The sequence below is a fragment of the Jiangella aurantiaca genome (genome assembly GCF_004349105.1).
Lineage (GTDB): Bacteria > Actinomycetota > Actinomycetes > Jiangellales > Jiangellaceae > Jiangella > Jiangella aurantiaca.
Genome location: NZ_SMLB01000038.1, coordinates 1 through 12,995, shown reverse-complemented (window position 1 = coordinate 12,995; position 12,995 = coordinate 1). Strand labels below are relative to the sequence as shown.

Sequence of the window (12,995 nt, the reverse complement as noted above, 5' to 3'; positions counted from 1 at the left end):
CGTTCAGCGGCAGACGGTCACAGGTCGTCGAGCGGGAGGTGCAGCCGGGCGGAGCCGGACGGCACCGTGTTCTGCTGCATCAACGTGCCGACCTGCGTCGCCGTCAGAGCCTGGTTCAGCAGCCACACCTCGTCGACGGCGCCGCTGAGCGGGCTCTGCCCGTCCGGCCGCTGGCCGACATGGATGCCGTAGGACGCGCCGAAGGACAGCGACCCGGTCACGGGGCCGGCGGCGTCTGCCAGCACGCCGTCGACGTACAGCGACGTCCCGCCGGTGTCCCGAGTCAACGCGACGTGGTGCCATTCGCCGTCGGCATACGCGCCGGGCGCCTCCAGCGACGCCGTCGTCGTCCCGTCGTTGAGATTGGCCCGGATGCGGCTCTGGCCGGGCTCCAGCCGGACCCACCACTGCGGGTGGCTGGCGCCGTAGTCGTGTGCCCACAGGATGGCCTGGTCGGAGGCCTCCGTGCTGCGGAACCAGGCCGACGCGGTGAACGGCTGGCTGGCCACCCGGATGCTCGAGTGGTCGGCCACCTCCACGTGGTCGGCGTGGGACAGCTCGGCCGCGTCGGCGAACGGGCCGTCGACCGGCGCCGCGCAGCCCACGACTGTGACGGTGTTGCCCTGACCGGAGGTGTCGGGCGTCGCCTGGGGGCCGCTTGCGCACTCGACGGTGTCCAGCGGCAGGTGCGCCACCGTCGCCGTCGCCGGCCCGGTGTTCGACGTCATCAGCGTGCTGACCTGCGCCGCGGTGAGGGCCTGGTCGAACAGCCACACCTCGTCGGCCGCGCCGCGCAGCGGGTTGTTGACGCCGTCGACGCGTGCGCCGACCCGGATGCCCGTGCGCGGATCGCCGGAGATCGAGCCGGAGATCGCCGGCACGGCCGGGGCCGCCACGCCGTCGACGTACAGCGTCACGCCGCTGCTGGAGCGGGTGAGTGCGACGTGGTGCCACTGGCCGTCGGCGTAGGCGCCGTCCACGCGGATCGTCCGGGCGTCCCCGGCGGTCTCGAGCTGCGCCACGACGTCCCCCGACTGGAGCCGTATCCACCACGTCGGCTCGCCCTCGATGCGCGAATAGGCCCAGAACAGGGCCTGGGAGAACGTCGAGTCGGTGCTGCGGAACCAGGTGGCCGCCGTGAACTCCCCGCTGCCGAACTCCAGGTCGGCGTCGGCCGGGAGCTCGACGTAGTCGCCGGCCATCGCCATGCCGGTGCCGAACCGGGCACCGACGAGCTGCGGGTCCCCGCTCACGAGGCCGTCGTGTCCGTTGCCTGAGGTGTCCGGCGTCACCGGCTCGGGATCCGGCGTGCCGTCCAGGAGCGCGAGCGGCACGACGGCGAAGCTGATGCGGTGGCTGTAGAACAGCTCGACCTCGTCGTACAGCCGCTCGCCGTTCTCGAACAGCACGCCGATGCTCTGGCCGCCGAGGTCGATCAGATCCGAGTAGCCGGACGGGCCGTCGTACAGCCGCAGGCTCTCCTGCCAGGTGGTGCCGTCGTCGAAGCTGGACGACAGCGTCAGGTTCTCCCGCGCGGTGGGGTGGCCCGGCGCGGAGAAGACCAGCCGGCTGCCGTGGGCCGGGTCCGCGACGTTGATCACCGAGCCGCCGATCTCGGTCGTGACGACCCCGTCCATCGGGCCGAACGTCGCGTCGAACGTCTCGCCGCCGTCGCTGCTGGTGGTGTCGACGCGCAGGCCGGCACTGTCACCGCGCTGGTCGCGGGCGTTGAAGTAGAGCGTTCCGTCGTCGAGCTCCACCGCAGTCGACTCGTGCGGGTGGTAGCCGGTGGTCTGCGGCTGGTCCACCGCGCCGAGCTGCCAGGTCGCGCCGTCGTCGTCGCTGTACAGCGCGTGCGCGCCGAGCAGGCTCGGATCCAGGCAGTCGATGCCCGAGCCCGGAGGCGGGAAGATCGAGTGGTTGCCGGGAATGACCAGCCGGCTCGGGTGGTCCGGATCCGTCATGGTGACGCCGTGGCCGGGACCGCCGACGAAATGGCCCCAGTTGGCCGGCTTGACGGCGGCGGTCACCTCGGTGAGGTCGATCCAGGTCTCGCCGTCGTCGGTGCTGTGGATCATGAATGAGCGGCGGGTCTCCTCCGCGGTGGCGTTGCCGCAGCGGACGTCCTCGCCGGTGACGTTTCCGCCGGTGCGGGTCATGTTGAGGACGAGGTCGCCCTCGTCGGTGACCATCGGCACCGGGTTGCCCCACTTGTTCGGGCCGGCATCGGCGACGACCGTGAAGTCGGTCCAGGTGAGGCCGCCGTCCACGGATCGCTTCATGACCATGTCGATGTCGCCGTTGTCGTCGGCGTCGCCGACCCGGGCCTCGGCGAAGGCCAGCAGGTCGCCGTCGGGCGTCTCGATGATCGCGGGGATGCGGAACGAGTGGTAGCCGTTCTCGCCGCGCTCGAAGACGGTGCTGGCGGTGACGCCGTCGGCGAACGGGGTCGCGGCGGCTGTGGATGGGGAGGTGGACAGTGCCGCCGCGCACAGGAGCACGGCGGCGGCCGGTGCGGCCGCGCGGTAGCAGCGGCGCCGGCGGGTGCGTTCGGACATGGCTCTCCTTCGATTCGCTGTGATCGGGGTACACGCGCAGGGAGATCACCGGGACGCGCGGTGGCGTCCACGGCATGGTCCGGACGTCGGGCGGCGCGGTGGCCCCCGGGCGCGGGCCGCGACGGGTGCGGACATGACGGGGCGGCGCTCAGCGACCGGCGCCGGGCGACAGCCCGGCGGACGTCCCTGCGGACGTCTCGGCGGAGAGGTAGATGTGGTCGATGAGGCGCATGGCTCGCCAGCAGTCCGCGATCGACGCGATGGGCGGCCGGCCGGTGCGCAGCCGGTCGAGCGTGTCGACCACGAACCGTACGTAGCGCTCGCTGATCGACAGGCCGCGGCGGACCCGCTCGCCGGACGACGTCGCCACGACCACGTCGGAGCGGCGTTCGACGATGTAGGCGCCCGGGCCGGCAACCCGGAACTCCTGGTCGCTGGCGTCGATGTGGCCGTGGGTGTATCCGGCTTCGAGTCCGAAGATGCCGCCGTCGACCCCTCTGACCAGCGCAGCGGCATAGTCCTCGACCTCGCCGCGGTACAGGCCGGAGGACGTGGCGGCGGCCAGCACCACCGGATCGCCGCCGGTGAGTTCGCAGATGGCGTCCGCGCCGTGGCTGCCGAGGTTCCGCAGCGCGCCGCCGCCGGAGACCTCGGCCTGCAACATCCACGGCACGCCCTCGTGGACGTACCGGACCGGTGCGCCGTTGATGACGCGGAAGTGGCCGTGGACGACGGTCGAGAGATGGCCCGCCGTGCGCAGCGCTCGCAGTTCTTCCCAGAACGGGCCGTAGCGGTTGATGAACGCGACGGCCCCGAAGGCACCGGCGCGTTCGACCAGTGACACCAGCGGCTCGATCTGCACGCTGTCGAGCCCCGAGGGCTTCTCGATCGCGAACGGGATGCCGGCCTCGACGAGCCGCTCGGCGAGCGCCGCGGCCTCCGCGTGCCGGGGCATCGCCCACACGACGTCGAAGCCGCCGGCCTCGAGCAGGTCATCGACAGTGGGGTAGACCGGGCAGTCGAGTTCGCGAGCCCAGCGTTCCGCGGCCGCTCGGTCATGCGGCTCGCATACGGCCGTCACCAGGGCCGATGCCGCCGCGAACCCGCGGACGTGCATGCCCGTGTGCCAGTGGCCGGCACCGGCGAGCGCCACCCGGAACCTCGTCATCTCTGTGCCTCCATGGGCGGCACCCTAGCGAGTGGTGGAAACTTTTGCTAGGTATCAGTTTTCTCCATTGACAACGGATCGGGCCCGCGAATACGGTGCTCGGAACGTGCAGGGCCAAGGAGGGTTGTGCAACACCGACGGGCGACGGGGGGCCGAAGGTCCCCCAGAGTCCTCGGTCCAGGGCGAATGTCGATTGGAGAGAGTTCGCGATCGTTGCGCAACCCGACTTCTGAATGAGACTGCAGAAGGGAAGGCGCGATGACGCGCGGACCGTGGTTGGGATCCAGGTACACGAGGCGCCGTGTGCTCCAGCTGGGCGGCGCCGCCGCCCTGCTCACCGTGACGGGCTCGGCCTGCTCCGGCGGCGATGACGGTGACGGCGGCGACCCCGCCGGTGGGGGAGCGGAGAAGGGGCTCGAGGCGCCGTCGCTGGCCGAGCGCGTGGCCGCCGGTGAGCTGCCGCCCGTCGCGGAGCGGCTGCCTGCCACACCGCTGGTCGTCGAGCCGGTCGACGCCATCGGGCGGTACGGCGGCGACTGGAGGACGGCGCTGCTCGGGCCCGGCGACGTGGCCTGGCTCGCCCGCACGGCCGGATACGAGTTGCTGATGCACTGGAGCATCGACTTCGCCGAGCCGGTGCTCAACATCGCCGAGTCGGTCGAGCAGGAGGACGGCGGCCGGGCCTACACCATCGCCCTGCGCCAGGGTATGAAGTGGTCCGACGGCGCCCCGTTCACCGCCGACGACATCGTCTTCGCCTATACCGACGTCATCGCCAACGACCAGCTCCTGGGCGTGCCGCGCTGGCTGACGACGGTGAGCGGCCAGCCCGCGGCCATCGAGAAGATCGACGACGTCACCGTCCGGTTCACCTTCGCCGAGCCGCAGGGCCTGTTCATGCACAACCTCTGCATGCCCGACGAGGGCGGCCTGCTCACCAGCTATCCGCGCCACTACCTCGAGCAGTTCCACGCCACGTACAACCCGGACGTGGCCGCCGTCGCCGCCGCCGAGGGCGCCGCGGACTGGGTCGAGCTGTTCACCTCGAAGGTCGGCTTCTCGATCCTGCTCGACTCCGGCTTCTGGCAGAACCCCGAGCTGCCCCGTCTCAACGCCTGGGTGGTCACGACGCCGCTGGGGGCGAGTGAGCAGGTGGTGCTGGAGCGCAACCCGTACTACTTCAAGACCGACCCAGACGGCTCCCAGCTGCCATACCTCGACCGCGTCGTGTACACCGTGGTCAGCGACGAGGAGCTGATGCTGCTGCAGGCCACCAACGGTGAGCTCGACATGCACATGCGGCACATCAACTCGCTCACCAACAAGCCGGTCCTCGCCAACAGCCGTGAGGACGGCGACTACGACTTCTTCGACATCGTCGACGGCAAGATGAACCAGGCCGTCATGGCGCTCAATCTCGTGCACCCTGACCCGGTGCTGCGCGAGGTCTTCCAGAACCGGGACTTCCGCATCGGGCTGTCCCACGCCATCGACCGCCAGGAGCTGATCGACGCGGTCTTCCAGCAGCAGGGCGAGCCGTGGCAGGCCGCGCCGCGCGAGGAGTCGGACTTCTACGACGAGGAGTTCGCCAAGCAGTACACCGAGTACGACGTCGACCTCGCGAACGAGCACCTCGACCGCGCCGGCTACGTCGAGCGCGACGGCGACGGCTTCCGGCTGCGCCCCGACGGCGCCCGCATCTCCTTCGCGCTCGACGTCGCCACCCCCAGTCTCTTCCCGTTCCACCCCGACGTCGCCGAACTCGTGGCCGGGTACTGGCGCGAGGTCGGCATCGACGCGCGCATGAACCCGATGGACCGGTCGCTGTTCATCGAGCGTCGCGAGGCGAACCTGCACGACGCCGCCGTCTGGGTGGGTGACGGCGGTCTCCTGGACGGACTGCTCGACCCGCGTTACTACTTCCCGTCGCACACCGGTTCCAACTGGGGCGTCCCCTGGGCCAACTGGTACAACAGCGCCGGCGACCCGCGCGAGGAGCCGCTGCCCCGCATCCGGGAGCAGATGGCGTTGTACGACCAGCTGCGGGCGACCCCTGACGACGAGGCGCGCAAGGAGGTCTTCCGGCAGATCCTGGCGATCTCGAAGGAGGAGTTCTGGCTCATCGGGACGGTGCTGCCCATGGGCGGCTACGGCATCGTCAAGAACTCCTTCCGCAACGTCTACGAGCCGATGCCGGTCTCCGCGGTCTATCCCGAGCCCGGCCCGAGCCGTCCCGAGCAGTACTTCCATGCCTCCTGAGGACGACGACATGACCGAGGTGCGCAGGTCGCGGCCCAACGTGCTGGTGATATTGACCGACCAGCAGTTCGCCGGCGCGATGAGCTGCGCCGGCAACCCGGACCTGAGCACGCCCGCGATGGACGCACTCGCTTCCGCCGGGGTGCGGTTCCAAAATGCCTACTGCGCCCAGCCGCTGTGCAGCCCGTCCCGGGCGAGCATGATGACCGGCCTCATGCCGCACCAGACCGGCGTCACCGGCAACGCGGCGGCGATGGACGACACGCTGCGCAAGAGGCAGCTCGGCTACCTGTTCGCCGACGCCGGCTACGACTGCGCCTACGGCGGCAAGTGGCACCTGCCGGACTACGACATGGTCGGCGACTACGGGTTCGGGCGGGTGTTCGGCTTCGGCGACGACCACCTCGCGGACGACTGCGTTGCCTTCATCCGGGAGGCGCGCGACCGCCCGTTCTTCCTCGTGGCCGCCTTCGACAACCCGCACAACATCTGCGAGTGGGCCAGGAACGAGCCGCTGCCGTGGGGCGACGTCCCCGACGCCGCCACCGACGAGTGCCCGACCCTGCCGGCGAACTTCCCGATCGCGCCGTACGAGCCCGAGCTGATCCGCATCGCGCAGGCCCAGTTCCCGCGGTGGTACCCGGTCGCCGGCTGGTCCGACGACCACTGGCGGCACTACCGGCACACCTACTACCGGCTGTGCGAGAAGGTCGACGCCGAGATCGGCCGGCTGCTCGACGCCGTCCGCACGGCCGGGCTGGAGGAGGACACGCTGATCCTGTTCTCCAGCGACCACGGCGACGGCATGGGCGCGCACCGCTGGAACCAGAAGTGGACGCTCTACGAGGAGTCGGTCCGCGTCCCGTTCATCGTCTCCTGGAAGGGCGTCACCACGCCCGGGGCGGTGTCGGGCGACCTCGTGTCGGCCGGCGCCGACGTCCTGCCCACGCTGTGCGACCTCGCCGGCATCGACGCGCCGGACGGTCTGGCCGGCGCCAGCCTGCGTGACGTCTGCGAGGGACGGGGCAGCGGCGCGCGGCCGGACCAGGTGGTGGTCGAGACCCGGTGGGACTCGCCGGTGCTGCCGCACGCCTACGGCCGCATGCTGCGCACGCGCCGGTACAAATACGCGGTCTACGCGTGGGGCCGCAATCGGGAGCAGCTGTTCGATCTCGAGACCGACCCGGGGGAGATGGTGAACCTCGCCCAGGACGCCCGGCACGGGATGGTGCTCGACGAACACCGCTCCCGGCTGGCCGGCTGGTGCGACCGCACCGGCGACGATTTCCTCCGCGTCCGCCTGCGCGGCTGACGACCAAGACGGCCGCTGTGCGGCTACCGTGTGATCGGAATTGGAGCATGACATGACCTCCGAGCCCTTGCCTGGGAAGCCCGAGGCGGCGGATGCGCCGTCCTGCCTGGAGCGGCTGCGCCGCGCCCGCCCGAACCTCAGCGGCGCGCGGGCGCAAGTGGCCGACACGATCCTGGCCGACCCGTGGAAGGCGCGTGGCGTCGCGATCCAGGTCTTGGCGCAGGCCGCGGGCGTCTCGGAGAACGCCGTCAGCCGGCTCACCCACGCGCTCGGCTACTCCGGCTACCGCGAGTTCGCGCAGGCGCTGTCGCTCGACCTGGGCAAGACGCTGGGCTTCGCCCACTCCCACCCGGTCGACCTCGCGCTGGAGGCCAGGGCCGGCACCGGCGGCGTCAGCGACCTCATCCAGCGGGTGATGGCGCTGGAGGTCGAGTGCATGCAGGACACGCTGGCCAACCTCTCCGAGCCGGCCCTGCGGCACGTCGTGAACCGCCTCGCGACGGCGCCGTCGGTGCTGCTCGTGGGCACCGGGACGGCCGCTCCGCTGTGCCAGATGCTGTCGTACCGCCTGGCGAGCATCGGCGTCGCCGTGGCGTGGACGTCGGATCCGATGGTGATGCTGGCGCAGGTGTCGCGGTTGCGTCCCGGGGACCTCGTGCTCGGCATCTCCTACTCCGGCCGGTCCCGCGACACCGTCCAGGCGCTGCACTACGCCAGGAGCCACGGGGTCGAGACCGCCGCGTTGACGGCGAACCCGCAGTCACCGCTGGGCGACGTCGTCGAGACCTCGCTGACCATCTTCAGCGCCGCCGTGTCGCGCGGGGCGGCCCAGTTCAGTGCCCGGGTGGCCGGCCTGGCGCTGCTCGAGGCCATCGCGACGGCCGTGGCCGAGGCCAAGGGCGGCACGTCGCTGGCGGCGCTGGACGAGCTCGGCGCCAGTCAGGAGCGGCTCAACGACCTGCCACCGGAGTGGCGCGGCGACTGATTCTCTTTCCCTTGTGCGACTCGCCGCCGCCTGTGACCTCGCGGTCGGCCCCCGGGCCGCCCGGGCGCTCCCTGGTGCCCTTTCCCGTCTTTCGACGTGTGCCGATCACCCGACCTCCTGGGGGTGTCGTTTCTCCATGGCCGCATTCCTGGCGCGCCGGCTGCTGTACATGGTGCCGACGGTGTTCCTGATCTCGCTGGTGGCGTTCGTCATCATCCAGTTGCCGCCCGGCGACTATTTGACGACCCTCGTGGCGCAGTACGCCGCACAGGGAGAGTCGTTGGACCAGGCCCAGCTGGACGCTCTGAACCAGCGCTACGGCCTGGACGATCCGTTCTACGTCCAGTACTGGAAGTGGATCTCGGGGATCCTCTTCCACCTCGACTTCGGGCAGTCGTTCGAGTGGAGCCGGTCGGTGTCCAGCCTGCTGGCCGACCGGCTGCCGTTGACCATGGCACTCGCGGGGCTGACCTTGCTGCTGACCTGGATCGTGGCGGTACCGCTCGGCGCGTACTCCGCCGTGCGGCAGTACTCGATCGGCGACTACCTCGCCACGACGATCGGGTTCCTCGGCCTCGCGACCCCCAACTTCCTGCTCGCGCTGGTGATGCTGTGGGTCGCCTTCAGCACGTTCGGGCTGTCGGTGGGCGAGGCCAACCCGGTGACGTTCGCCATCGCGATCCTGGTGCTCGGCACCGCCGGTACTGCCGGGCTGATCCGCATCCTGCGCGCCAACCTGCTCGACGAGCTGCGAAAACCGTACGTGGTGGCGGCCCGCGCTCAGGGCCTGCCCGAGGGCAGGCTGCTGGTGCGCTATCCGCTGCGGGTGGCGATGAACCCGTTCTTCTCGACGATCGGCTGGTTGCTGCCGAGCCTCGTCGGCGGCGAGGTGATCGTGGCCACGGTGATGAACCTCAACACCGTCGGTCCGCTGCTCCTGGGCGCGCTGCGCAGCCAGGACATGTACCTCGCCGGATCGATCATCCTCATCCTCGGCGTCCTGACCGTCGTCGGGACCCTCATCTCCGACATCGCCCTGGCCTGGCTCGATCCGCGGGTCCGGCTGCGCTACCGGTAGGGAGAGCGACATGACGCAGCAGTTGCCCCCAGCTGGGGCCGACCAGGCCACCGGCGGCGTGGCCGGGACCACGGTCGAGGACGTCGAGCCCGCGACGGTGTCGGTGGCGTCGCAGTGGCGGCTCATGTGGTGGCGGTTCCGCAAGCACAAGCTGGCGCTGGGCGGGCTCGTGGTGACGGCCCTGCTCTACTTCGTCGCCGTCTTCGCCGACTTCCTGGCGCCCTACGACTCCGGGCGGCTGGACCCCGAGTACACCTACGCGCCGCCGCAGTCGCTGCACGTGGTGGACACCAGCGAGGGATGGGACTGGGGGCTCTACGTCCACGGGTACACCGCCGAGCAGGACCCTGAGACGCTGGAGATCCGGTTCGCGGTCGACGAGAGCACCAAGGTGCCGGTCGAGCTGTTCACCCGCGGCCCGTCCTACCGGCTGTTCGGGCTGTTCGAGACGAACATCCACCTGATCGGCCCGGCCGACCCGGACGGCCCGCCGATGTACCTCCTCGGCGCCGACCGGCTCGGCCGCGACCAGCTGTCGCGCATCATCCACGGCACCCGGGTCTCCATGTCGGTGGGCCTGGTGGGCGTCGCGATCGCGTTCGTGCTCGGCATCACGCTGGGCGGAGTGTCGGGCTACCTCGGCGGCCGGGTCGACACCGTCATCCAGCGCATGGTCGAGTTCTTCATGTCGCTGCCGACCCTGCCGCTGTGGCTGGGACTGGCCGCCGCGGTACCCACCGACTGGGGTCCGCTGACGCGCTACTTCATGATCACGGTCGTGCTCTCGTTCGTCGCGTGGACGAGCCTGGCTCGTGAGGTGCGCGGCCGCTTCCTGTCGCTGCGCGAGGAGGACTTCGTCATGGCCGCCAGGCTCGACGGGGCGGGCCGCCGGGCGATCATCTTCGGTCACATGCTGCCGTCGTTCACGTCGCATCTCATCGCGACGCTGACGCTGGCGATCCCCGCCATGATCCTGGCCGAGACGGCGCTGTCCTTCCTGGGCCTGGGCCTTCAGCCACCGGTCGTGTCGTGGGGGGTGCTGCTGCAGGAGGCACAGCAGATCAGGGTGATCTCGACGGCGCCGTGGCTGCTGCTGCCAGGCCTGGCGGTCGTGATCGCCGTGCTGTCCCTCAACTTCCTGGGCGACGGGCTGCGCGACGCCGCCGATCCGTATCGACGATGAGCAGACGAGGACGGGACCCGCAATGACTCCGCACAGCGACGACAGCAACCGCCGCGCCGCCGCCGTGGCCGAGAAGGACGTCGCCGCGCCGGCCGATCCGACTGCCGTCGGGCGCGAGCTGGCCGCGACCGGGACGATCCTGCGGATCGACGGGCTGCGCACCTACTTCCACGGCGACGAGTCGGTGGTGAAGGCCGTCGACGGCGTCAGCCTCGACGTGCCGCGCGGCCGCACCATGTGCGTCGTCGGCGAGTCCGGCTGCGGGAAGTCGATCACCGCACGGTCGGTGCTCGGGCTCATCGATCCGCCCGGGCGGATCGAGGGCGGTCACCTCTGGTGGCACCCGGACCCCGAGGCGCCGGCCGTCGACCTCGCCGGGCTCGACCCACGGGGCGACGCGATCCGGCAGGTCCGCGGCGGGCAGATCGGCATGGTGTTCCAGGAGCCGATGGCGTCGCTGTCGCCGATGTACACGATCGGCGACCAGCTGGTCCAGGCCATCCGGCTGCATCGCGCGGTGACCCCGGCCGAGGCCCGGGAGCTGGCGATCGCGCAGCTGCGCCGCGTCGGGATCCCGCAGCCGGAGCGCCGGTTCGACGCCTACTCGTTCCAGCTGTCCGGCGGCATGTGCCAGCGGGTGATGATCGCCATCGCGCTGTCCTGCGACCCGGCGCTGCTCATCGCCGACGAGCCCACCACCGCGCTCGACGTGACCACCCAGGCCCGCATCCTCGACCTGATCGCCCAGCTCCAGGAGGAGACCGGGATGTCGGTGATGTTCATCACCCACGACCTCGGCGTGGTGGCCGAGATCGCCGACGACGTGACCGTGATGTACCTGGGCACCGCGGCCGAGCAGGGCTCGGTCACGGACATCTTCGACCGGCCGCGGCACCCCTACACGCAGGCGCTGCTGGCGTCGGTGCCCACACTCGGGCAGGCCAGGAAGGAGCGGCTGGCCGCGATCGCCGGCATGGTCCCGTCGCCGGAGAACCGGCCCGTCGGGTGCCCGTTCCACACGCGGTGCCCGTCGGTCATGCCTGGGCTGTGCGACGTGACGGCGCCGGCGGTACGGCCGCTCGGCGACCGGCACGCGGCGGCCTGCCACCTGCTCGACCCCGGCCTCCAACGGCCTCCGGTCACGGCGCCGCCGGCGGCACCGGCCACCGCGCCGGTCGCGGCCGCGCCGCCGGCGGCCGCGGGTGCGGTGCCGCCGGCGACGGAGCCCCTGCTGTCCGTACGAGGCCTGCGGATGACGTTCCCGGTCAAGAAGGGGTTCTTCGGCCGCACGGTGGGCCATGTCCAGGCCGTCGACGACGTCGACCTCGACGTCTTCCCCGGCGAGACGCTGGGCCTGGTGGGTGAGTCCGGCTGTGGCAAGACGACCCTGGGCCGCTGCATCGTGCGGGCGCTGGATCCAACGGCGGGCACCGTGCTCTACCGCGATCCGGACACCGGGGCGGCGGTCGACCTGGCCCGGCTCGGGCCCAAGGAGCTCCGGCCGTACCGCGAGCAGGTCCGGGTGATCTTCCAGGACCCGTTCGGGTCGCTGAACCCGCGCAAGACGCTGCTGCAGCTGATCTCCGAGCCGCTGCGCCGCATCCACTCCGCGAAGCTGGACAGCACCGTCGAGGACCAGGTGGCGGCGATGCTGCGACGCGTCGGCCTGCGGCCGGAGTACCTGCGGCGCTACCCGCACGCCTTCTCCGGCGGGCAGCGGCAGCGCATCAACATCGCCCGGGCCCTCATCACGCGGCCGCGGCTGGTCATCGCCGACGAGGCCGTCTCCGCACTCGACGTGTCGATCCGCGCGCAGATCCTCAACCTGCTCCGCGACCTACAGGACGAGTACCGGCTGACGTACCTGTTCATCTCGCACGACCTGTCCGTGGTGGAGCACGCCTGCGACCGCGTCGCCGTCATGTACCTGGGCCGGATCGTCGAGCAGGCCAGGACCGTGGACCTGTTCCGCGGGCCGCGGCATCCCTACACCGAGGCGCTGCTGTCGGCCGTGCCGGTGCCGGACCCGCACCTGCGCGGCGCCGGCCGCCGGATCAGGCTCGCCGACGAGCTCCCCGACCCGAGCGCGCCGCCCCCCGGCTGCCGGTTCCACACCCGGTGCCCGCACCGCCAGGAGACGCGCTGCGACACCGAATCGCCGGCGCTGGCACGGGCCGGCGCCGGGGACGGCCCGGCGCACTTGGCCGCCTGCCACTTCAGCACGACGTTGGCCCTCCGCGGCGTCGCCGGCCCCACCGGCGACGAGGAAGGAACACGTCCTTGATCATCGACAGGGCTGAGGTCGTCGTCACGAGTCCGGACCGCAACTTCGTGACCCTCAAGCTGACCACCGACGACGGCTTGACCGGGCTCGGCGACGCGACGCTGAACGGCCGCGAGCTGGCGGTGGTGTCCTACCTGCGCGACCACGTGGTGCCGCTGCTGATCGGCC

General features: G+C 71.1%; 8 protein-coding genes and 1 pseudogene. 7 read left to right on the top strand and 2 right to left on the bottom strand.

The genetic code is table 11. From position 1 onward, the window contains the following. Positions 1-17: 17 nt before the first annotated feature. Positions 18-2,558 (bottom strand): sialidase family protein, encoded by a 2,541-nt coding sequence (locus E1262_RS21760; protein WP_162606026.1) that lies wholly within the window; start codon positions 2,556-2,558, stop codon positions 18-20. A 148-nt stretch (positions 2,559-2,706) separates the two neighbouring features. Further along, the gene (locus E1262_RS21755) at positions 2,707-3,726 is read right to left on the bottom strand and encodes a Gfo/Idh/MocA family protein (RefSeq protein WP_132105495.1); all 1,020 of its coding nucleotides are present in this window, start codon (positions 3,724-3,726) and stop codon (positions 2,707-2,709) included. Between the two features lie 303 nt (positions 3,727-4,029). On the opposite strand from E1262_RS21755, the gene E1262_RS21750 reads away from it, so the two are divergent. From E1262_RS21750 to E1262_RS32170, 7 genes and pseudogenes are all read left to right on the top strand, one after another. Further along, positions 4,030-5,985 carry an ABC transporter substrate-binding protein gene (locus tag E1262_RS21750; protein ID WP_132105493.1) on the top strand — a complete coding sequence of 652 codons (1,956 nt, stop codon included), beginning with the start codon at positions 4,030-4,032 and terminating at the stop codon, positions 5,983-5,985. Between the two features lie 10 nt (positions 5,986-5,995). Continuing rightward, on the top strand, positions 5,996-7,297 hold the full coding sequence (locus E1262_RS21745) for a sulfatase family protein (RefSeq protein ID WP_162606025.1): 1,302 nt from the start codon (positions 5,996-5,998) through the stop codon (positions 7,295-7,297). Between the two features lie 52 nt (positions 7,298-7,349). Continuing rightward, positions 7,350-8,282, top strand: coding sequence for a MurR/RpiR family transcriptional regulator (locus E1262_RS21740; RefSeq protein WP_132105489.1), 933 nt, complete (start codon positions 7,350-7,352; stop codon positions 8,280-8,282). A 136-nt stretch (positions 8,283-8,418) separates the two neighbouring features. Beyond that, the gene (locus tag E1262_RS21735; protein WP_132105487.1) at positions 8,419-9,360 is read left to right on the top strand and encodes an ABC transporter permease; all 942 of its coding nucleotides are present in this window, start codon (positions 8,419-8,421) and stop codon (positions 9,358-9,360) included. A 10-nt stretch (positions 9,361-9,370) separates the two neighbouring features. Continuing rightward, on the top strand, positions 9,371-10,543 hold the full coding sequence (locus E1262_RS21730) for an ABC transporter permease (RefSeq protein ID WP_132105485.1): 1,173 nt from the start codon (positions 9,371-9,373) through the stop codon (positions 10,541-10,543). 22 nt (positions 10,544-10,565) lie between these two features. Then, a complete protein-coding gene (locus E1262_RS31435) occupies positions 10,566-12,827 on the top strand; it encodes an ABC transporter ATP-binding protein (RefSeq protein ID WP_132105483.1) in 2,262 nt (753 codons plus the stop codon). After that, positions 12,824-12,995: pseudogene (locus E1262_RS32170) on the top strand (bifunctional D-altronate/D-mannonate dehydratase); the annotation flags it as partial. The gene E1262_RS31435 and the pseudogene E1262_RS32170, both read left to right, overlap by 4 nt.